This is a genomic window from Aliiroseovarius sp. M344 (assembly GCF_025140835.1).
Taxonomy (GTDB): domain Bacteria; phylum Pseudomonadota; class Alphaproteobacteria; order Rhodobacterales; family Rhodobacteraceae; genus Aliiroseovarius.
Window position 1 is genome coordinate 787,686 of the sequence record NZ_CP081153.1, and the last position, 19,761, is coordinate 807,446.

Below are 19,761 nucleotides of genomic sequence, written 5' to 3' on the forward strand. Positions count from 1 at the left end.
GCCCGATCATCAAGATCGCTTTCTTTGTTGTTCTGGCGCTGGTCCTCATCTCGGGCCTGATTTTTGCGCCTGAGCATCCCGGTCTGGCGATCCACCCGATGGATCAGTTTGAGATCAAGCCTTTGTTCGGTGGTGATCACCTTGGTACGTTCACGCCAACCAACCAGACTTTGTGGATGGTTCTGGCGATTGTTGGCATCGTGCTTCTGCTTGTTGTCGGTTCGCGCGGTCGTGCGATTGTGCCCACCCGTGGGCAGTCCGTTGCTGAACTGGCCTACGGCTTTGTTTACAAGATGGTCGAAGACGTGGCCGGCAAAGATGCCGTCAAATACTTCCCCGGAATTATGACCCTGTTCATGTTCATCCTGTTTGCCAACTTCTTGGGCCTGATCCCAACAAGCTTCACGCCCACCAGCCATATTGCCGTCACCGCTGTACTGGCGCTGATTGTGTTCGTTTTCGTGACCGTGCTGGGTTTCGTGAAGAACGGCATGGGCTTTCTTGGCCTCTTCTGGGTATCGGCAGCGCCTTTGGCCCTGCGCCCCGTTCTGGCCATCATCGAGTTGATCTCCTACTTCGTGCGCCCCGTCAGCCACTCCATTCGTTTGGCTGGTAACGTGATGGCTGGCCACGCTGTGATCAAAGTATTCGCCGGCTTTGCTGCTGCCTTGGGCATGTTCAGCTTCCTGCCAATCCTGGCCATCTCGGCCGTCTATGCACTTGAGGTGCTCGTGGCTTTCATCCAGGCCTACGTGTTCACCATCCTCACCTGCGTATATCTGAAAGACGCTCTGCACCCGTCGCACTAAGACGGTTGCAGCCCGCTCATCCAACCAATTCAAGCATTCCAACGTAAGGAGAAATCACAATGGAAGGCAATATCGCTCAAATGGGTCAATTCATCGGTGCAGGTCTGGCAGCTATCGGTTCAGGTGCCGCCGCAATCGGTGTGGGCCACGTTGCTGGTAACTTCCTGGCCGGTGCTCTTCGCAACCCGTCGGCAGCCGCCGCACAAACAGCGACCCTGTTCATCGGCATCGCATTTGCAGAAGCCCTGGGCATCTTCTCGTTCCTGGTCGCACTGCTGCTGATGTTTGCTGTCTAAGACCTGAACCATCCTTACGCCGGGGCGAAGCGTCCATCGTTTCGCCCTAAGTAACCCGGTTCCTGGAGACTTAAGACATGGCAAGCAACACACAAAGCACAGAAGCAGCACACGGTGGCGCAGAAGCCGCCGGTATGCCGCAGCTGGATTTCTCGACCTTCGGGAACCAGATCTTTTGGCTCGTGGTGACGCTGGTTGTGATCTACTTTGTTCTGACCAAGGTCGCACTTCCTCGCATTGAGGCTGTGCTGTCCGAGCGTCGGGGCACGATCACGAACGATCTGGCCGCCGCTGAAGATCTGAAGCAAAAGGCTGTTGAGGCTGAAGAAGCTTACAACAAAGCCTTGGCCGAAGCCCGCGCTGAAGCAAACAAGATCGTTGCTGAAGCCCGCGCTGACATTCAGGGTGAAGTCGATGCCGCCGCTGCCAAGGCAGATGCGGAAATCGCTGCTAAAGCTGCTGAAAGTGAAGCCGCAATTGCGGAAATTCGTGCTGGCGCAGTTGAAAGCGTAAAGGCTGTGGCCAAGGACACCGCGAAGGAAATCCTCGCGTCCATGGGCTACAAGGCTGATGCGAAAGCTGTCACCAGTGCTGTGACATCACGGATGAAAGGGTGAAGAAGATGAAACAACTTGTTCTTACCCCTCTCGTCTTAATGGTGGCTTCACCAGCATTCGCGGCTGACGGTGCGGGTTGGACAGATCTGTCCAACACCAACATGGTTGTGACGCTGGCGTTCCTGCTGTTCATTACCTTTCTGGGGTACATGGGTGTCCACAAGATGCTCGGTTCTCAGTTAGACAACCGCGCGGAAGGCATCAGGTCCGACCTCGAGGAAGCCCGTGCCTTGCGTGAAGAAGCCCAGACTATTCTGGCGTCTTACGAGCGCAAGCAGAAGGAAGTCGCAAAGCAAGCCGACCGCATTGTCGCTCATGCCAAGGAAGAGGCTGCCAACGCGGCGGTCGCGGCCAAGGACGAGCTGAAAGCATCGATTGCACGCCGTTTGGCTGCTGCTGAGGACCAGATCATTTCTGCGCAATCAGCTGCGGTGAAAGAGGTTCGTGACACGGCTGTTCAGGTTGCTGTTTCCGCTGCCCGCGACGTGATCGCGAAGCAGATGACGGCAAATGAAGGCAACAGCCTGATTGACGATGCGATCAAGACGGTGGAAGCCAAGCTTCACTAAGCTGCCCGCACAACGAAAAAGAAAAAACCCGGCCAGTGAGGTCGGGTTTTTTTTGGAAACGTGCTGCGCCTGTGGTGGCTCAGATGCGTTCTTTTTCATAGGTCAGTCGCTGGCGCGCAACTTCTTCGTTCCGGTCAGCGCGCAACAGGTCTGAATAGGCTTGAGAGACAAAATCCATATGCGCTTCGATGGCCGCGCGGGCGCGAGACGGATCGCGTGCTTGAAGCCCATCGTTGATGGCTCTGTGCTGTTCCAAAAGGTCGACGCGTGTGTTCGTGATTTGGATCACCACCTGACGGCTATAGAACACGCCCTGCTTCAGCAGGTCATACATGGCCCGCATCATGTGGACCATGAGCACATTATGACTGGCTTCGATGATTGCCATGTGAAAATCGCTGTCCAGATCAGCGCCTTGCCCCTCGGGTGCATTTTCCATTTTGCGAAACAGTTCCCCGATCACCTGAAGATCTGTATCGGAGGCAAATTTCGCCGCGCGTTCGGCCGCAAGACCTTCCATGTCGCGGCGAAACGCGATGTAGTCATAAACGGCTTCATCATGGCGCGAGAAAAGCTGGGTGAGGGCAGGCGGGAAAGAACTGTCCAGGCTGTCACTTACGAAAATACCGGCGCCTGCCCTTCGGGTCAGCAACCCTTTTTCTTCCAGATCGGCAATCGCATCACGTAAGGATGGGCGCGATACGCCCATGCGCTCGGACAGATCGCGTTCTGACGGCAGCCGTTCGCCGGGGCGCAATATGCCGCGCAAAATCAACAACTCAATCTGTTCAACAACAGATTGAGATAGCTTGCCTGTGGAAACTTTATGAAAGGGCATTCTGTCTCTCGCGCGAATTGGTCATATTATATGACCACACCTAAGCCATTGCCTCAATGAAAAAAGCCGGGCGTTGGCCCGGCTCTTAATACTGCTGCCGTAATGATCAGTTTCGGATCGGTCGAATAATGATCTCAACCCGGCGGTTTTGCTGGCGGCCAGAGGCATTGAGGTTCGATGCCACAGGGCGATCTTCACCATACCCAATCGTCACCACGCGAGATGTCGGTACGCCGTTTGATATCAGGACGGATGCCACCGACGCAGCCCGGCGGCGCGACAGGGTCTGATTGTAATCCGCATCGCCAACATTGTCGGTATGCCCCACAACTTCGATCACAGAATTTGGATAATCACGCAGGTTCTGTGCCACGGCCCGCAGGTCCGATTGCAACGCATATCCGACGTCTGCGCTGTCTGTCGCGAACAAGATATCCTGCGGCAAGGTCACGATCAGTTCGTTGCCGGTGTTTACGATCTTGACCTGATCGTTGTCGATTGACTGACGCAGATCACCGGCTTGCTTATCCAGTTGCTGACCAATCGCGCCGCCAACAATTCCACCAATCACAGCGCCGACAGCCGCCTTGCCAAGTTTGCCGTCGCCTTTGCGGGTCGCGCCCAGAAGACCGCCCGCGATTGCGCCGATGGCGGCACCGTTCTGAGTGCGGGGGCCAACGTTGCTTGTCGGGCTTTGCGTCGGTGACGTACAGGCCGTTGTGGCCAATGTGGCGACCATTGCCAGCGTCAATACAGAGTGTTTCAATTGCATATTGCTTTCCTCAGGTTTGCTATTCGCTTTTTCTTTACATGAACGCGCATTGATATCGAATAACAAGCCCCGAACTGGGCGGAAAGTGGCGAATGTCAGGCGCTTGCGGCGGCCTCGATCTCGGCGCTTTCCCAGGCAAGCAGCGCTCGTTTCACTGGAAGTCCCCAGTGATATCCGCCAAGTGCGCCGGATTTGCGCAACGCGCGGTGACAGGGAATTAGCCAGCTGACAGGGTTACGCCCAACCGCAGTCCCAACGGCACGCACAGCCCGCGGTGCGCCAATCCTTTCAGCAATTTGCGAATAGGTCGTGACATGACCCGAGGGGATGGCCAGCAGCGCCTCCCAAACCTTGATCTGGAAAGGTGCGCCGATCAGGTGCAGCGGGGTCATGCCGCGACCATCGAAGGCCTGTTTGACCCAGGGTTCCAACACCGTAGGATCTTCAACGAATACCGCATTGGGCCAGCGGGACCGCAGGTCGGCCATGGCCACGACCTCACCAGTTTCCGAAGTAAAACCCAATCCGCAAATACCTTTGTCCGTCCCCATCACCAATGCTGGGCCAAAGGGGCTTTCAAACCAACCCCAACGGATCGTCAGCCCGTCGCCACCTGCTGCATAGGCGCCGGGGCTCATGGCCTCCCATCGTAGGAAAAGGTCGTGCAACCGCCCTTGCCCGGACAGGCCGACCGAGTGGCTGGTTGACAAAGTAGAGAACCGCTCTTGTAGCAAGGTCTTTGCATGGCCAAGCGTCAGAAACTGTTGATACCGTTTCGGCGAAACCCCGACCCAGCGAGAGAAAACCCGCTGGAAGTGAGCCGGCGACATATCCATCTTGGCGGCCAATGCCTCAAGCGACAAAGGTTCTCCGTCGCTCGCATCGATGTGGTCGATCGCCCGGCGGATAACGTTGTAATGATAACTATCTTCCTGAAGGGTCATGGCGGCCTCGCTTGTTCTACGGTACCAGAATGGCGCAGATTACCAGTGTAAAGCGACCCGGAAAGTGCGCATCCGTTCGAAATCATGAGGGAACCGCCTTGTCGGAGAGGTCAGAAAAAGGCATAGGAACGGCATGGCAAAACAACTGGGATATCACCCGATCCGCGCGATCTTTGAGCGTTTTCACGCGGCCGAGCCAGAGCCGAAAGGCGAGCTTGAGCACGTGAATGCCTACACGCTGGTCGTCGCCGTGGCGCTGTCTGCGCAGGCTACAGATGTCGGCGTCAACAAAGCGACACATGCGCTGTTCAAAATCGCCGATACTCCCGAAAAGATGCTCGCCCTTGGTGAAGATGGGTTGATTGAACACATCAAGACCATCGGTCTGTTCCGGCAGAAGGCAAAAAACGTCATCAAGCTTAGCCGCATTCTGGTTGAGGAATACGGCGGTGTTGTTCCGAATTCCCGCGCGGCGCTTCAATCGCTGCCGGGGGTCGGGCGCAAGACCGCAAATGTGGTTCTGAATATGTGGTGGGGCGTCCCCGCGCAGGCGGTTGACACGCATATCTTTCGTGTCGGTAACCGTACCGGAATAGCGGTGGGCAAAGACGTGAACGCGGTCGAACGCGCGATCGAAGACAACATTCCAGCTGACTATCAACAACATGCCCATCACTGGTTGATCTTGCATGGGCGCTATACCTGCAAGGCGCGCAAGCCAATGTGCGGAAATTGTATTATCCGGGATCTCTGCCCCTACGAGGACAAGAATTTATGACGAAAAAGTACAAGGTTGTCGGCATCGGAAACGCCGTTGTGGACGTGTTGACTGTGGCAGATGACAGTTTTCTTGAAATGATGGGGATCGAGAAAGGCATTATGCAATTGGTCGAACGTGACCGTGCTGAAGTGCTTTACGGCTCTATGAAAGATCGCAAACAGGCAGCGGGCGGATCGGTCGCCAACACGCTGGCCGGGATTGGTAAGCTTGGCTTGCCGACGGGTTTTGTAGGCCGTGTACATGATGACGCGTTGGGTCATTTCTATGCCGATGCGATGGAGATGGACGGAACCCGGTTCATCAATCCGCCCGTCCCAGGCGGGGAACTTCCGACGTCGCGCTCAATGATCTTTGTATCACCAGACGGCGAACGTTCGATGAATACCTATCTGGGTATTTCGGCTGAGCTTGGATCTGATGATGTGGACCCCGAAGTTGCGGCCGCAGCCGAGATTGTCTTTCTGGAAGGCTACCTGTTCGACAAGGACAAGGGCAAAGAGGCGTTCATAGCTATGGCGCGCGCCTGTCGCGCTGCCGGAGGGCTGGCAGGCATCGCGATCTCAGACCCATTCTGCGTCGAACGTCATCGCGATGATTTCCTGACCCTGATTGAACATCACCTTGATTATGTCATTGGTAATGAAGAAGAAATAAAATCCCTCTACGAAACGTCGGACATGGAAGAGGCCATCGCCAGAACGGCTGCCATCTGCCCGATGGTTGTTTGCACCCGGTCGGGCGATGGGGTGTCGATCCTGGCCCATGGTGAGCGGGTGGATGTGCCGGTTGAGCGTATCGTACCAGTCGACGCAACGGGCGCTGGCGATGGTTTTGCCGCTGGGTTCCTGTACGGCCTGGCAACGGGCGCTGACATGCGCACTTGCGGCGAAATGGGCTGTGTCGTCGCCGGTGAAGTGATCCGTCATATCGGACCGCGCACGGATCGAAACCTGCTGGCGTTATTCCGCGAAAAGGGCCTTGCCTAAAACATCCTGTGTTGATGTCGGCGCGAGGCACGCTGCCGCGTGACCTCAGTCGCCCAACTTCGCATGCACCTCGTCCAAATCAATCTCGCCGATGGGCATTTTATTGCCGGGGTTCTCGAAATCATATTTGAACAGGTCAAAATCTTTTTTGAAGATTTCGTAAACCAGATGCATCGAAAGGTCGTCGAAGTAGTCCTCGACCGGGTGGGCGCGTTTGGGACCGTGCCCTTCGCTTTCGTTGAACCGGGGGATGTCGGACAGGGCCACCGCATGTGGCGTCTCGATTGCATCGAGCACCTGTTGCATGCCGTCGTTAAACTTTTCTGTCCAGATAATATTATCGTACCGACCGCCGTTCGAGATGAACGTCGACACATGCCCTGACATGGCCGACCAATGGATGTCGGGGTCCATAGGGCGCCGCCAGCGGATCGTGTCGCGCGCGAACAACAGGAATCGGCGGAAACTCTGCACCTGATCGAATTCGAACCCATTGTCAGGGTCACCAACCTCGATCCCGTATTTTTGGATCAGAAGCGGCACCAGATTGCCGCGGTACCGCCGCCCATTTCGCTGAATGCCACAGATCTTGTCAAAGAAGCTGGACAAGATCCGGGTGTAGGGGTTGCGCACACACGTAAAAGCATAGCTTTTGTGCGCTAAGACATTGGTTTCAATCAGCTTTTGCGAGTCTTCCTGTGCCCATTTATGAAAGCGATCCTTGCTGTCATGGATGTCACCGTCAAAAAATTCGCCATGATCCGAATAATACATGATCTGGCCAATGGTCGAGCAAGCGCATTTGGGAACAACCCGATACACAACGCTTTCGCTTTCGGTCATCCAAGTACCGGGAAATCCCATTTACTCAATACCTCCTAGGTCCAATCAACGACCGATAATATTATTCATGTCTATACAGACCAGAAAAAAGCAAAGAAACACTGTTTATTCAATGGTCTTTCACGGTAACTATGGCCGCAGTCTTCGTGTCTACAAGGGTTCTGTGACATCATCATGGCCAAAATTGCCTTCATTTTGCTTTGCCACAAAGATCCTGAGGCCATCATTAATCAGGCCACGCAGCTGACAGCTGTTGGCGATTGCATGTCTATTCATTTCGATGCAAGCGCCAATCCCGAGCACTACCAGAAAATTCGCGATGCGCTTGCAGACAACCCCAATGTCACATTCGCGCGCAAGCGTATCAAATGCGGCTGGGGCGAATGGTCGTTGGTACAGGCGACACTGAATGCGGTCGATGCTGCGCTGGAGGCTTTCCCGCGTGCCACGCATTTCTATATGGTGTCGGGCGATTGCATGGCGATCAAATCGGCCGAATACATGTATAGTTTTCTGGATGCCGCTGACGTCGACTATATCGAAAGCTTTGATTATTTCGAAAGTGACTGGATCAAAACCGGTATGAAGGAAGAGCGGCTGATTTATCGCCATTTCTTCAACGAGCGCAGTCAGAAACGCCGGTTTTACACCAGTTACAACTTACAAAAGAAACTTGGTTTGACGCGCGACGTGCCGCATGATCTTCAAGTTATGATTGGTAGCCAATGGTGGTGCCTCAGACGGCGCACAGTCGAATGGATCGTCGAGTTTACCCGCAAACGCAAAGACGTGATGCGGTTCTTCCGCACAACATGGATCCCGGACGAGACCTTCTTTCAGACCCTTGTGCGTCACCTTGTACCAGAAACGGAAATCCGCTCGCGCACCCCAACATTTCTGATGTTTACCGACTACGGAATGCCGGTGACGTTCTATGACGACCATTACGATCTTTTGCTCAGCCAAGATTTTCTGTTTGCACGAAAAATCAGCCCCGAGGCCAAAGAATTGAAGCGCCGATTGGGTGATCTTTTTGCTGCCGAAGGGGTTTCATTCCAGATATCCAACGAAGGACGCAGCCTTTTCAAATTCCTGACCGGGCGGGGGCGCATCGGACAGCGGTTCGCCCCGCGCTTCTGGGAAGCGGAAAGTAGCCTTGGACGTGATCGCGAGTTGCTGATCATCGTGTCCAAGAAATGGCACGTGGGGAAACGGCTTGTCCAAAAGATCGCCCAAGTGACGGGCCTTCCGACCATCGAATACCTGTTTGACGAAGAAAGCTGTCCAATGCCCGACTTGGGCGGGATTCAGACACGACTGGGTAAGCGGACCCGACACCGACGCGCGCTGATGCGCATGTTGTTCGACTATAACGAAACAAATCGGTTGGTGGTCTGCATGGACCCAAACAACCTTGATCTGTTGCAGGACTTCTTTTCCGACCGGTCGATAACGCGCTTGCTGGAAATCGATTGCGTTTTCTCAGATGATTATCTGCTGGGCCACGCGAAACGCGTAGGGCTGGCCGGGGACAATACACCTCAGGATGCAATCGACCGCCTGCTGCCGACGATCCGATCAGATGTGGCCTTCGAAAGTGACCAGATCCGCGACGCAGGGTTCGCCGAATTTTACCGCATGAGCGAAACGGCGAGTGTTGAGGAAAACATGGCCTCATTGGCCCGCTTCCTGTCGATCGCAGAAGACCGCGCGAAAGAGATCGCTGAACATCAACATCTTTTTGCTGACTGACCTGGCGCCCGATGCCATGCTGACCGGAGAGAACCCAATGGCCTATGTCTATGACGACCAAAACATCTTTGCGAAGATCCTGCGGGGGGAAATCCCGAATGACACAGTCTACGAGGATGATTACGCGTTGGCGTTTCGCGATATCCAGCCTCAGGCCCCGGTGCATGTTCTGGTAATCCCCAAAGGACCCTATGTGACCTATGACCACTTCGCGAACACCGCCTCTGAGGCCGAAATTGTCGGTTACACCCGCGCAATTGGCAAGGTCTGTGCGTTTCTGGGGGTTGAACCGGGTAATGGCGGGCGGGGGTATCGCACCATTGCCAATACTGGCGAGGCGGGCGTGCAGGAAGTCCCCCATCTTCACACCCATATTTTGGGCGGGCGAATGTTGGGCAGGATGCTGAAACGCTTTGACGATTAAACGGTTCTGACTTGCAGAGATATGCCGCGCTGGTATCATAGCGTGAATTGAACGAACGAGGTGTCAAAGATGACCCAGACCCCGCCTGAAACAAAAGTTGTAGACAGCTACAAAGTCGCCTGTGACGGGGGCGAGGGTGCCCTTGGTCATCCACGCGTCTTCCTGCAAATCTCGGGTGAGCATGGTTGGGTTGAATGCCCGTATTGCGACTGCAAATTTGTCCATAAAGACCATACGGATAATGTTGGCGGTGGGCAGGCTGCCTAACCGGGTGCTTGCCTTCGGGTGACGAATAGACAGGACCTGACAAGGCCGCGGGCAGGTGCTTCGCGGCCTTTGCTATCCGTGCTGAACTGGCGCGCGCGAACGAATGGGAGGGGCCGATGAGCTTCGGTAAAGGTTGTCATCTGCATTTGGTCGACGGATCGGCCTTCATCTTCCGCGCCTATCATGCGCTGCCGCCGTTGACGCGTAAATCCGACGGGCTGCCCATCGGTGCTGTCGCGGGTTTTTGCAACATGCTGTTCAAGTTTGTCGAGGACAATACGGGCCCCGATGCGCCGACCCATGTGGCGGTGATCTTTGACTATTCAGGCAAGTCCTTTCGCAATGATATGTATCCGCTCTATAAGGCCAACCGTCCGCCCGCGCCTGAAGACCTTGTGCCCCAATTTCCCCTGACCCGTGACGCAACGCGCGCTTTCAATATCGCCTGCATTGAGAAAGAAGGGTTTGAGGCAGACGACATCATCGCGACCCTTGCCAAACGAGCCGACGAAGCGGGGGCGCGGGTGACGATCTTGTCGTCGGACAAGGATCTGATGCAGTTGGTTGGTGGTGGGGTCGAAATGCTCGACCCTATGAAAAACAAACGCATTGGCGTGGAAGGCGTCGAAGAAAAGTTCGGCGTTGGTCCGGATCGTGTTGTGGACGTTCAGGCGCTGGCTGGGGACAGTGTGGATAACGTGCCGGGCGCGCCGGGGATCGGCATCAAGACAGCCGCTCTTTTGATCAACGAATATGGAGATCTTGAAACACTTCTGTCCCGCGCGGAAGAGATTAAACAGCCGAAACGCCGGCAATCCCTGATCGACAACGTGGATCAAATCCGCATCAGCCGCGATCTTGTGAAACTTGACGACGCCATGGATATGGACGTCGCGTTTGATGATCTTGAGTTGCGGGACCCCGAAGCAGAAACGCTTTTGACGTTCCTGGCTGAAATGGAGTTTCGCACCCTCACCAACCGGGTCGCAAACAAGCTTGGTGTCGAAAGCCCCGAGATTAAAAGTGTCGAACCTGATGGCGGTGCAACGACGACCCTGGAAATGCCCGAGATAAATCCCGACGCCTATGAATGGGTGAAAGATGCGACGGCCCTGAACGCATGGGTCGACCGGATCATGGCACGCGGCTATGTGGCTTTTGACACCGAAACGACCGGCCTTGACGAAATGCGGGCCGAGCTTGTCGGCATTTCGCTGGCAGTTGAGCCGGGCGAGGCGTGCTATATCCCCATTATCCACAAAGCCAGTCAGACAGATGACCTGTTCGGCGGTGCCGATCTGGCCGAGGGCCAAATGCCGTTGGATGAGGTTTTGGCGATCCTGAAACCGGTTTTGGAGGATCCCGCGATCCTGAAAATCGGCCAGAACATGAAATACGATGCGAAGATATTGGCGCGCAATGGCGTCAACATTGCGCCGATCGACGACACCATGCTGATGTCCTACGCGCAGAATGCCGGGCTGCATAATCACGGTATGGATGCGCTGTCGGATCGGTATTTGGGCCACACGCCCATCTCGATCAAATCCCTTCTTGGTACGGGAAAGTCAGCGATCACCTTCGACCGCGTGCCGGTCGAGGATGCCGTCAAATATGCGGCGGAAGATGCGGATGTTACGCTGCGCCTGTGGCATTACCTAAAGCCGCGGCTGCACAGTGCAAAAGTGACCCGCGTGTATGAGCGGCTTGAACGCCCGCTGGTGCCCGTGCTGGCGCAGATGGAGATGACAGGCATCAAGGTTGATCGCGAAGTCCTGTCGCGCATGTCCAACGCTTTCGCACAGAAGATGGCAGGGTTTGAAGCGGACCTTTATCAGATCGCCGGTAAAGAGTTTAACGTTCAAAGCCCGGCTCAAGTGGGCGAAATACTGTTTGACCAGATGGGGCTGGAGGGCGGCAAGCGTACCAAGTCCGGCCAGTGGTCAACGCCCGCCGATGTGCTGGCCGATTTGGCAACCGAGCATGATTTCGCCGCCCGTGTTCTGGATTACCGGCAGCTCCAGAAGCTGAAATCGACTTACACCGATGCTTTGCAGGATCACATCCACCCGGAAACTGGTCGGGTGCACACGTCTTACTCAATTGCTGGGGCGAACACGGGGCGGTTGGCCTCGACCGACCCGAATTTGCAGAACATTCCCGTCCGGTCTGAAGAAGGACGCCGTATCCGCGAAGCCTTTGTGGCCCCGGAAGGTACCAAACTGATCAGTTTGGATTACAGTCAGATCGAATTGCGTATCCTTGCCCATGTGGCGGGGATTGATGCGCTGAAGCAGGCGTTTCGTGAAGGGCAGGACATCCACGCAATGACCGCGTCCGAGATGTTCGACGTGCCAATGGATGAGATGACACCGGACATTCGCCGTCAGGCAAAGGCGATCAACTTCGGTGTGATCTATGGCATCTCTGGCTTCGGCCTTGCTCGGAATCTACGCATCCCGCGGGCCGAGGCGCAGGGCTTCATTGATCGGTATTTCGAGCGGTTCCCCGGAATTCGCCAGTATATGGACGACACCGTGGCGTTTGCCAAAGAACACAAACGGGTCGAAACGCTGTTTGGCCGCCAGATCCATACGCCAGAGATTGACGCCAAAGGCCCACATGCGGGCTTTGCCAAGCGCGCCGCCATCAATGCCCCCATCCAAGGCACAGCGGCGGATATCATCCGCCGCGCCATGATCCGTATGCCCGACGCCATCGCCAAATTGCCCGCGAAGATGTTGTTGCAGGTGCACGACGAATTGATTTTTGAAGTCGAAGATGGCGCTGTGGATGAGGTGATCGAGGTCGTTCGCGGCGTGATGGAAGGTGCTGCTGAACCTGCGGTGAAGCTTGACCTGCCGCTGACGGTCGATGCAGGCACCGGCATGAACTGGGCGGAAGCGCACTGATCCCTTATTCGTTCGGATCAATGCCGCGTTCAGCCAGTTGGGCGTAAAGGGCGGGCAGGCCTTTGTCGCGCTCTTCGCGAAAGGGGTCACCAGTTGTGAACGCCTCGATCCGGTCGATGCGGAACATACGAAAGTCCTCGCGCAGCTCGCACCAGCTGACCACACACCATCCGTTTTTCCACAGCCACAAAGCCAGCGGGCGGATAACACGGGTGCTTTTGCGCGCCTCTTCGTCCGCATAGGTCAGGGCAAGGCGCAAACGGGCATCAATGGCGGCTTCGATCTGATCAATGAAATGACGGTCCCGTTCAGTGGGCATCAAATTTGGCCCGGCGTGGATTTCGACACGGTTGGCTTGCGCCTCAAGCCCCTCGGGAAGGACCGCCTTGATTTTGACCAACGCTTCAGCCGCCGCTTTTGCCATCGCCGCGCCGCCCATTCGTTCGATCAACCGCGTGCCTGCAATCACGGCCATTACCTCGTCGCGTGAAAACATCAGAGGCGGGACATCATATCCCGCCCGCATGATATAGCCGACGCCAGCTTCGCCATCGATGGGAACACCAGAACCGATCAGATCGGCAATGTCGCGATAAATCGTCCGTTCGCTGACTTCCAGAGTTTCGGATAGGTCGCGCGCGGTGGTCAGCCGACCGCCCCTTAGATGTTGAACGATCTGAAAAAGGCGGTCGGCGCGGCGCATTTCTTATTCCTTGGCTTCAAACAGCCCCAGCGTATTGCCATCGGGATCGGTTGCAAAGACGAAGCGGCCGTGTTCGATGACAACCGGATCGCTGATAACTTTGCCACCGGCGCTTTCCCAACGTGTCATCGCGTCTTCAAGCGACGTTTTGATTGTGATATGAGGACGCGGCCCTTGTCCGCCCTTGGCTGCGTCACTTTCATAAAGATTAGCCCCCGCGACATCCATGTGCCCGCCAAGTACGGCCATGGGGGCCGGGCCGGTGTGATCGACCTCCATCGTCCAGCCAAAAGCTGCGTTGTAAAATGCCGTTGCTTTTTTGATGTTGGACACTGGAATTTCTGTCCATGCGACGATCGGTTGGGTGTTCATGATAATCTCCTTCATGTGGTGTTGATAACGCTCGTGTCGCACACCCCTCCTGACAGCGTTCTGTCAGGAGGGTTTGTGTCGTGCGAAAAGATTTCCATGGTCAGCCGCCCTGCGGTGCGCGCATTCCCGCAAGACGATGCGTGTTGATGTCCAGTGCGCTTGACCAAGCCCCGTAGTGCTATAGGCTTTCTGAGACTTTTCAGGGGACTGCCATGCGTCGATTTCTCGTTCTACCCGCCATGTTGGCGGCACTTGCTCTTGCAGGATGCCAGTCCTCAGAGAAGTCTCAGGCTTCAGGCGGGGCAGTTACATTCTGCGACCGATTGATCGGATGGGAGGCAGTCAAGGGCGAAGATGGCGCAGAACGCGCAATTACGCGTGCCGAAGTTTGCGCTAAGCCGGCAGGCGACGGGGTGTGGATGAAAGTGCCTCAGGTGCATTCAAAACTGCGTGGTCGCAGCTATTGGCTGTTGATGCCGAATACAGACCGACATTTGGCGGCCTCAGCCGCTGACGGTTCGCTGGTTCTGGCAGGCTGGACACTTCAGGCGCGCCCCTTTGGCTGGGCACATGAAATCGTCGCGGTCCGCGACGAAGGAAAGGTGCAACTGGGCGCGCTTCCAGCGGGCGCGTGTCCGCGCAAAGCGGTCGGGAAGAAACCTCAAATACGGTATTGCATCCCAGCCAATTAGGCCGCGCCGCGCGGATCCAGCAACCGCTTCATAACGTCGTCTGATGTAATGCGACCGACTGGCTTGCCGCCCTCGGTCACCGAAAGCTCCGATTGACCGTTCAGTGCCGTCATGACGTCGGCCACCCGGTCACGCACATCAACGCTGACGTCTGCGCGACTGCTATCTGCGGTCATCACGTCGCGCGCCGTCAGTACACCCAGCGGGTTCATGTGGGCCACGAAATCCGCGACATAATCGTCGGCGGGGGAAGTGAAGATATCGCGCGGTGTGCCACATTGAACGATCCGCCCGCCCTCCATGATGGCGATCCGGTCGCCCAGTTTGAACGCTTCGTCCAGATCGTGACTCACAAAGATGATTGTGCGTTTCAGAGATTGCTGTAGCTCAAGCAATTCGTCCTGAAGTCGCGTGCGGATCAATGGGTCAAGCGCCGAGAAGGGTTCGTCCATTAAAAGGATGGGGGCTTCGGTGACAAAAGCGCGGGCCAGCCCGACGCGTTGCTGCATGCCGCCTGACAGATCGCCAACCTTGCGGTCGGCCCAGTCCGACAGGCCCACAAGTTCCAGCTGAGTGTCCACTCGGTCTTTGCGTTCCGTGGCAGACACGCCATCAAGTTCGAGCCCTAGCCCGACATTCTGACGCACGGTACGCCAAGGCAGCAGGCCAAATTGCTGAAATACCATTGCCACGCGGCGCGCACGGATTCGGCGCAAGGTGTTCTTGTCGGCATGGGTCACATCGACCAGCGTGTTGCCGTCGCACACATGCGCAGCCCCTCGGACCACCGGGTTCAATCCATTCACAGCACGCAAAAGGGTCGATTTTCCAGATCCTGACAGCCCCATAAGGACAAGGATCTCGCCTTCTTTTACGGTCAGCGAGCAATCGTGAACGCCCAGCACCTGGCCTGTGGCCTCTTGTATCTCGGCGCGTGTCATGCCTTGATCCATCAGAGGCAAGGCCTTTTCGGGCGATTGACCGAACACGATCGAAACATTCTCGAACTTTACGGCGACGCCTGCGGTTTCCTTTGGGTTGGTTATGCGGGTCATATCAACGCTCCACTCGCAAAATTCGGTCGAGCATGATCGCCACAACGACGATGATAAACCCGCTTTCAAACCCAAGTGCGGTGTTCACTTGGTTCAAGGCCCGCACAACCGGTACGCCAAGCCCATCCGCGCCAACCAAGGCGGCAATCACCACCATTGACAGTGACAGCATGATGGTCTGGTTCAGGCCAGCCATAATCTGTGGCAGGGCAAAAGGCAGTTCGACTTTCCAAAGGATCTGGCGCGGGGTTGCGCCAAACGCTTGGGCGGCCTCGAGCAACGCTGACGGGGTCGAGCTGACTCCCAGATGGGTTAGGCGAATGGGGGCGGGCAGAACGAAGATCACTGTGGCGATCAGGCCCGGCACCATGCCGATGCCGAAAAAGACGATGGCAGGGATCAGGTAGACAAAGGTGGGTAGCGTTTGCATCAGGTCCAGAACCGGGCGCATAGCGCGAAACAGGCGGGGGCGGTGCGCCGCTGCAATGCCAATAGGCGTGCCGACCGCCATGCAGACGACACAGGCTGACAGCACCAGCGTCAGGCTTTCGGTTGTTTCTTCCCAATAGTCTTGGTTGAGGATGAACAGGAACCCTAAGAACACCAGCAGGCAGGTCTTCCAATTGCGTTGCAAAATCCATGTGATGGCCACGAAAACCGCTGTGATAAGAAGAGGATGCGGCGTTTGCAGAACCCAGAGGATGCCATCAATCAGCAATTCCATCAGCCAGCTGAGCCAGTCAAAGAATGGCTCTCCCGCTTCCTGAAGCCAGTCAAACAGGCGTTTGGCGGTCTTGCCCACGGGTATCTTTGTTTCGGTCAGCCAGTCCATGCTCTGCCTTGCTCATAAATAGAAGGAACAAAGATACGCGCCGGAGAAACCCCCGGCGCGTCTTTGAATTGGGGTCAGATTACAGACCCAAGGCGCCTTTGACTGCGGCAACGCTGTCACCACCATCAACCGTGGTCACGCCGTCGAGCCACGACATGACGGCGTCAGGGTTGGCCTTCAGCCAAGCGCTGGCCGCATCAGCAGGGGTTTCACCATCGTTCAGGATCGCGCCCATGATTTCGTTCTCCATCGCCAGCGAGAACTCGAGGTTTTGCAGCAACTTGCCGACGTTGGCGCAATCTTCGACATAGCCCTTGCGGGTGTTGGTCATAACCTGTGCGCCACCCAGATTAGGGCCGAAGAAGTCATCGCCACCAGTCAGATAGCCCATGTCGAAATTGGCGTTCATCGGGTGCGGTTCCCAACCAAGGAAAACAACCGGCTCGCCTTTTTTGTCGGCGCGCGCAACTTGCGCCAGCATGCCTTGTTCCGAGCTTTCGACAACTTCGAAGCCCTCAAGCCCAAAGGCGTTGCCGTCGATCATCGATTGAATCAGGCGGTTGCCATCGTTGCCAGGCTCGATCCCATAAATCTTGCCCTCCAGCGCATCGCTGTTGGCGGCAATGTCGGCGAAATCCTTGATGCCCATATCCATCGCGGCCTTGTTGACAGCAAGTGTGTATTTCGCGCCGTCAAGGTTCATGCGGACGGTGTCAACTGTGCCGGCCTCGCGATAGGGCGCGATATCCGCTTCCATGGTGGGCATCCAGTTGCCAAGGAACACATCGATGTCACCCTCGGCCATCGAGGTGTAAGTTACGGGCACCGACAGCACCTTGATATCAGTGTCATAGCCCAAAGCGCCAAGTACGACGGTCGTCGCCGCGGTTGTAGCCGTGATGTCGGTCCAGCCAACATCCGAGAACACCACTTCTTCACAGTGATTGTCGGCAAAGGCGGTTGTTGCTGCTGCTGAAAGTGCAATGGCAGAAAGAGTTGTCTTGAGGTTCATTTTTCGCTCCCTGTTTTTGGTGCGGTTTCTTTTGAACGGAGGTCTGGAATTTTCCCAAACCGCTCGCGCAAACCCTAGCGCAGTGTGCGCGGGGGTGAAACCAGCTTCATTGGGAATAGACGCTGCTTTTTATTGATTGACGAGTCAATTAAAAAACCGCAAGTCTGCCAAGATAACGGAATTGGAGGGGCAATGCCCAAGCTTGGAATGGAGCCGATCCGGCGCGGTGCGTTGGTACAAGCCACGATCCACGAGATTGGGCGCGCGGGGAGCCTGGACGTCACGGTGACGCAGATTGCCAAAAGGGCAGGTGTGTCCAGCGCGTTGGCGCATCACTATTTTGGCGGCAAAGAACAGATCTTTCTGGCCGCCATGCGTCACATTCTGTCTGTCTACAGTGCACAGGTGCGCGCTGCGCTTTTGGGCGCAAAGGGCCCGCGCGAGCGTGTGGAAGCGATCATCCGCGCCAATTTCGAAGCAGGAAACTTTCGACCCGAAGTCATCAGCGCCTGGCTGAATTTCTATGTAATGTCGCAAAGCAATGACGGCGCGCGCCGGTTGCTTCGGGTCTATCAACACCGGCTGCACTCAAACCTCGTTTACGATCTGCGGCCTTTGGTTGGAGAGGCAGCGCATGACGTGGCTGACACGATCGGCTCGATGATCGACGGGCTTTATATCCGCCACGCCCTGCGCGAAGAAACCCCAAGCGGCGTGCGTGCGTGCGACAGGGTGCTGGCTTGTTTGGACTTGATTTTGGAGCAACGCGCATGAGCAATCCCAACATCCTGATTATCATGGTCGACCAATTGAACGGCACGTTGTTCCCGGATGGTCCGGCCGACTGGCTGCATGCGCCCAACTTGAAAAAGCTGGCCGCCCGGTCGGTGCGGTTTCAAAATGCATATACCGCCAGCCCACTTTGCGCCCCGGGGCGGGCAAGTTTCATGTCTGGCCTGCTGCCACGTCGCACTAAGGTTTATGACAATGCAGCCGAGTTCGCCTCGGACATACCGACCTATGCCCATCATTTGCGCCGGGCGGGATATCAGACAGCGCTGTCTGGCAAAATGCACTTCGTCGGCCCTGACCAAATGCACGGGTTCGAAGAGCGGCTGACCACTGACATTTATCCCGCCGATTTCGGCTGGACCCCGGATTACCGCAAGCCCGGTGAGAGGATCGACTGGTGGTATCACAACATGGGGTCGGTGACCGGGGCAGGCGTCGCCGAGATCTCGAACCAGATGGAGTATGATGACGAGGTCGCCTATAACGCCTGTTCCAAGCTGTATGATCTGGCACGTGGACATGATGACCGCCCGTGGTGCCTGACCGTCAGCTTCACCCACCCGCACGATCCCTACGTTGCCCGACGCAAATACTGGGACCTCTATGAGGATTGCGAACACCTTCTGCCAGAGGTGCCCGCAATGGATTACAACGATCACGATCCGCACGCCAAGCGCATCTTTGACGCCAATGACTGGCGCAATTTTGACATCACAGAAGAAGATATCCGCCGCTCGCGCCGCGCCTATTTCGCCAATATCTCATATCTGGACGACAAGGTCGGCGAAATGCTGGATGTGATGGAGCGTACCCGGCAGGATGCGATCATCCTGTTTGTGTCGGATCACGGCGACATGCTGGGCGAGCGTGGATTGTGGTTCAAGATGAACTTCTATGAGGGCTCTGCTCGTGTTCCGCTGATGATTTCAGCCCCCGGACTGACGCCGGGATTGGTTGACGCGCCGGTGTCGACGCTGGATGTCACCCCTACGCTGGCTGATCTGGCGGGAATTTCGCTGGAGGACGTGAAGCCATGGGTGGATGGCGAGACACTGGTGCCTTTGGCCCAAGGCGAGGGTCGGGATAGCCCCGTCGCAATGGAATATGCCGCAGAGGCGTCATATGCCCCACTTGTCTCATTACGATATGGACCATGGAAATATACCCGCTGCGCGTTGGATCCCGATCAACTTTTCAACATTACTGACGATCCGCATGAATTGACCAATCTTGCGGGCGACCCGGCACATTTGGGCACATTGAACAGCCTGCGCGCAAAGTCAGAAGCCCGTTGGGACCTGTCTGCATATGATGCGGAAGTGCGCGAAAGCCAGGCGCGGCGCTGGGTGGTCTATGAGGCGTTGCGCAATGGCGCCTATTTCCCTTGGGACTATCAGCCGCTGCAAAAAGCGTCGGAACGCTACATGCGCAACCACATGAATTTGGACACTTTGGAAGAAGGCCAGCGGTTCCCCCGTGGGGAATAGCAGGCC

General features: G+C 56.2%; 22 protein-coding genes. 13 read left to right on the top strand and 9 right to left on the bottom strand.

All coding sequences use genetic code 11. The features are described from left to right. The first annotated feature begins 5 nt into the window (after positions 1–5). The 4 genes from K3556_RS03845 (at position 6) to K3556_RS03860 (ending at position 2,291) form a co-directional block, all read left to right on the top strand. Positions 6–809, top strand: coding sequence for a F0F1 ATP synthase subunit A (locus tag K3556_RS03845; protein ID WP_260519166.1), 804 nt, complete (start codon positions 6–8; stop codon positions 807–809). Between the two features lie 59 nt (positions 810–868). After that, complete coding sequence (locus K3556_RS03850; RefSeq protein WP_055188564.1) at positions 869–1,105, top strand: F0F1 ATP synthase subunit C; 237 nt, start codon at positions 869–871, stop codon at positions 1,103–1,105. Between the two features lie 77 nt (positions 1,106–1,182). Then, the gene (locus tag K3556_RS03855) at positions 1,183–1,722 is read left to right on the top strand and encodes a F0F1 ATP synthase subunit B' (protein WP_260518413.1); all 540 of its coding nucleotides are present in this window, start codon (positions 1,183–1,185) and stop codon (positions 1,720–1,722) included. A 5-nt stretch (positions 1,723–1,727) separates the two neighbouring features. Next, a complete protein-coding gene (locus tag K3556_RS03860; RefSeq protein ID WP_260518414.1) occupies positions 1,728–2,291 on the top strand; it encodes a F0F1 ATP synthase subunit B in 564 nt (187 codons plus the stop codon). 79 nt (positions 2,292–2,370) lie between these two features. Here K3556_RS03860 and K3556_RS03865 read toward each other — a convergent pair whose 3' ends face one another. The 3 genes from K3556_RS03865 to K3556_RS03875 form a co-directional block, all read right to left on the bottom strand. Then, positions 2,371–3,129 carry a FadR/GntR family transcriptional regulator gene (locus K3556_RS03865; protein WP_260518415.1) on the bottom strand — a complete coding sequence of 253 codons (759 nt, stop codon included), beginning with the start codon at positions 3,127–3,129 and terminating at the stop codon, positions 2,371–2,373. A gap of 106 nt (positions 3,130–3,235) precedes the next feature. Beyond that, positions 3,236–3,901: an OmpA family protein gene (locus K3556_RS03870; RefSeq protein WP_260518416.1), complete on the bottom strand. Its 666-nt coding sequence runs from the start codon at positions 3,899–3,901 to the stop codon at positions 3,236–3,238. Between the two features lie 95 nt (positions 3,902–3,996). After that, positions 3,997–4,845, bottom strand: a complete 849-nt coding sequence (locus tag K3556_RS03875; RefSeq protein WP_260518417.1) for a bifunctional helix-turn-helix domain-containing protein/methylated-DNA--[protein]-cysteine S-methyltransferase — start codon at positions 4,843–4,845, stop codon at positions 3,997–3,999. 133 nt (positions 4,846–4,978) lie between these two features. Here K3556_RS03875 and nth point away from each other — a divergent pair, with 133 nt between their 5' ends. Then, positions 4,979–5,623, top strand: coding sequence for an endonuclease III (gene nth / locus K3556_RS03880; RefSeq protein WP_260518418.1), 645 nt, complete (start codon positions 4,979–4,981; stop codon positions 5,621–5,623). Next, entirely contained in the window at positions 5,620–6,612 is a 993-nt protein-coding gene (locus K3556_RS03885) for an adenosine kinase (protein ID WP_260518419.1), read from the top strand. The genes nth and K3556_RS03885 overlap by 4 nt, the downstream gene beginning before the upstream one ends. A 45-nt stretch (positions 6,613–6,657) precedes the next feature. Here the strand turns inward: K3556_RS03885 and K3556_RS03890 are convergent, their stop codons facing one another. Beyond that, positions 6,658–7,476: a sulfotransferase family protein gene (locus K3556_RS03890; protein WP_260518420.1), complete on the bottom strand. Its 819-nt coding sequence runs from the start codon at positions 7,474–7,476 to the stop codon at positions 6,658–6,660. 153 nt (positions 7,477–7,629) lie between these two features. Between K3556_RS03890 and K3556_RS03895 the strand changes: the two genes are divergently transcribed. From K3556_RS03895 to polA, 4 genes are all read left to right on the top strand, one after another. Next, complete coding sequence (locus K3556_RS03895) at positions 7,630–9,207, top strand: beta-1,6-N-acetylglucosaminyltransferase (protein ID WP_260518421.1); 1,578 nt, start codon at positions 7,630–7,632, stop codon at positions 9,205–9,207. Positions 9,208–9,244: 37 nt separating this feature from the next. After that, positions 9,245–9,631, top strand: a complete 387-nt coding sequence (locus tag K3556_RS03900) for a histidine triad nucleotide-binding protein (RefSeq protein WP_260519167.1) — start codon at positions 9,245–9,247, stop codon at positions 9,629–9,631. 69 nt (positions 9,632–9,700) lie between these two features. After that, positions 9,701–9,898: a zinc-finger domain-containing protein gene (locus K3556_RS03905; protein WP_260518422.1), complete on the top strand. Its 198-nt coding sequence runs from the start codon at positions 9,701–9,703 to the stop codon at positions 9,896–9,898. Between the two features lie 116 nt (positions 9,899–10,014). Then, positions 10,015–12,810 carry a DNA polymerase I gene (gene polA, locus K3556_RS03910; RefSeq protein WP_260518423.1) on the top strand — a complete coding sequence of 932 codons (2,796 nt, stop codon included), beginning with the start codon at positions 10,015–10,017 and terminating at the stop codon, positions 12,808–12,810. Between the two features lie 4 nt (positions 12,811–12,814). Here the strand turns inward: polA and K3556_RS03915 are convergent, their stop codons facing one another. Beyond that, entirely contained in the window at positions 12,815–13,513 is a 699-nt protein-coding gene (locus K3556_RS03915; protein ID WP_260518424.1) for a helix-turn-helix transcriptional regulator, read from the bottom strand. A gap of 3 nt (positions 13,514–13,516) precedes the next feature. After that, positions 13,517–13,885, bottom strand: a complete 369-nt coding sequence (locus tag K3556_RS03920; RefSeq protein ID WP_260518425.1) for a VOC family protein — start codon at positions 13,883–13,885, stop codon at positions 13,517–13,519. Between the two features lie 212 nt (positions 13,886–14,097). Between K3556_RS03920 and K3556_RS03925 the strand changes: the two genes are divergently transcribed. Continuing rightward, positions 14,098–14,577: a hypothetical protein gene (locus K3556_RS03925; protein WP_260518426.1), complete on the top strand. Its 480-nt coding sequence runs from the start codon at positions 14,098–14,100 to the stop codon at positions 14,575–14,577. On the opposite strand, the gene choV is transcribed toward K3556_RS03925, so the two are convergent. The 3 genes from choV to K3556_RS03940 all read right to left on the bottom strand — a co-directional run bounded on the left by choV (position 14,574) and on the right by K3556_RS03940 (position 17,476). Beyond that, a complete protein-coding gene (choV, locus tag K3556_RS03930) occupies positions 14,574–15,632 on the bottom strand; it encodes a choline ABC transporter ATP-binding protein (protein WP_260518427.1) in 1,059 nt (352 codons plus the stop codon). The genes K3556_RS03925 and choV overlap by 4 nt on opposite strands. Before the next feature lies 1 nt (position 15,633). Continuing rightward, positions 15,634–16,464, bottom strand: a complete 831-nt coding sequence (gene choW / locus K3556_RS03935) for a choline ABC transporter permease subunit (protein ID WP_260518428.1) — start codon at positions 16,462–16,464, stop codon at positions 15,634–15,636. A gap of 79 nt (positions 16,465–16,543) precedes the next feature. Next, the gene (locus K3556_RS03940; protein ID WP_260518429.1) at positions 16,544–17,476 is read right to left on the bottom strand and encodes a choline ABC transporter substrate-binding protein; all 933 of its coding nucleotides are present in this window, start codon (positions 17,474–17,476) and stop codon (positions 16,544–16,546) included. 192 nt (positions 17,477–17,668) lie between these two features. Here K3556_RS03940 and betI point away from each other — a divergent pair, with 192 nt between their 5' ends. Both betI and betC read left to right on the top strand, forming a co-directional pair. Continuing rightward, a complete protein-coding gene (gene betI / locus K3556_RS03945; RefSeq protein ID WP_260518430.1) occupies positions 17,669–18,250 on the top strand; it encodes a choline-responsive transcriptional repressor BetI in 582 nt (193 codons plus the stop codon). Beyond that, positions 18,247–19,755, top strand: a complete 1,509-nt coding sequence (gene betC, locus K3556_RS03950) for a choline-sulfatase (RefSeq protein ID WP_260518431.1) — start codon at positions 18,247–18,249, stop codon at positions 19,753–19,755. Before betI ends, betC begins: the two co-directional genes overlap by 4 nt. Positions 19,756–19,761 lie beyond the last annotated feature (6 nt).

What these genes read in the sequence shown, in the direction of transcription:
- polA (WP_260518423.1), top strand. Translation starts at nt 10,015, where the DNA reads ATGAGCTTCGGTAAAGGTTGTCATCTGCATTTGGTCGACGGATCGGCC.
- betI (WP_260518430.1), top strand. Translation starts at nt 17,669, where the DNA reads ATGCCCAAGCTTGGAATGGAGCCGATCCGGCGCGGTGCGTTGGTACAA.
- K3556_RS03940 (WP_260518429.1), bottom strand. Translation starts at nt 17,476, where the DNA reads ATGAACCTCAAGACAACTCTTTCTGCCATTGCACTTTCAGCAGCAGCA.
- K3556_RS03905 (WP_260518422.1), top strand. Translation starts at nt 9,701, where the DNA reads ATGACCCAGACCCCGCCTGAAACAAAAGTTGTAGACAGCTACAAAGTC.
- K3556_RS03890 (WP_260518420.1), bottom strand. Translation starts at nt 7,476, where the DNA reads ATGGGATTTCCCGGTACTTGGATGACCGAAAGCGAAAGCGTTGTGTAT.
- choV (WP_260518427.1), bottom strand. Translation starts at nt 15,632, where the DNA reads ATGACCCGCATAACCAACCCAAAGGAAACCGCAGGCGTCGCCGTAAAG.
- K3556_RS03855 (WP_260518413.1), top strand. Translation starts at nt 1,183, where the DNA reads ATGGCAAGCAACACACAAAGCACAGAAGCAGCACACGGTGGCGCAGAA.
- K3556_RS03925 (WP_260518426.1), top strand. Translation starts at nt 14,098, where the DNA reads ATGCGTCGATTTCTCGTTCTACCCGCCATGTTGGCGGCACTTGCTCTT.
- K3556_RS03885 (WP_260518419.1), top strand. Translation starts at nt 5,620, where the DNA reads ATGACGAAAAAGTACAAGGTTGTCGGCATCGGAAACGCCGTTGTGGAC.
- K3556_RS03870 (WP_260518416.1), bottom strand. Translation starts at nt 3,901, where the DNA reads ATGCAATTGAAACACTCTGTATTGACGCTGGCAATGGTCGCCACATTG.
- K3556_RS03920 (WP_260518425.1), bottom strand. Translation starts at nt 13,885, where the DNA reads ATGAACACCCAACCGATCGTCGCATGGACAGAAATTCCAGTGTCCAAC.
- K3556_RS03860 (WP_260518414.1), top strand. Translation starts at nt 1,728, where the DNA reads ATGAAACAACTTGTTCTTACCCCTCTCGTCTTAATGGTGGCTTCACCA.
- betC (WP_260518431.1), top strand. Translation starts at nt 18,247, where the DNA reads ATGAGCAATCCCAACATCCTGATTATCATGGTCGACCAATTGAACGGC.
- K3556_RS03875 (WP_260518417.1), bottom strand. Translation starts at nt 4,845, where the DNA reads ATGACCCTTCAGGAAGATAGTTATCATTACAACGTTATCCGCCGGGCG.
- K3556_RS03850 (WP_055188564.1), top strand. Translation starts at nt 869, where the DNA reads ATGGAAGGCAATATCGCTCAAATGGGTCAATTCATCGGTGCAGGTCTG.
- K3556_RS03900 (WP_260519167.1), top strand. Translation starts at nt 9,245, where the DNA reads ATGGCCTATGTCTATGACGACCAAAACATCTTTGCGAAGATCCTGCGG.
- nth (WP_260518418.1), top strand. Translation starts at nt 4,979, where the DNA reads ATGGCAAAACAACTGGGATATCACCCGATCCGCGCGATCTTTGAGCGT.
- K3556_RS03915 (WP_260518424.1), bottom strand. Translation starts at nt 13,513, where the DNA reads ATGCGCCGCGCCGACCGCCTTTTTCAGATCGTTCAACATCTAAGGGGC.
- choW (WP_260518428.1), bottom strand. Translation starts at nt 16,464, where the DNA reads ATGGACTGGCTGACCGAAACAAAGATACCCGTGGGCAAGACCGCCAAA.
- K3556_RS03865 (WP_260518415.1), bottom strand. Translation starts at nt 3,129, where the DNA reads ATGCCCTTTCATAAAGTTTCCACAGGCAAGCTATCTCAATCTGTTGTT.
- K3556_RS03895 (WP_260518421.1), top strand. Translation starts at nt 7,630, where the DNA reads ATGGCCAAAATTGCCTTCATTTTGCTTTGCCACAAAGATCCTGAGGCC.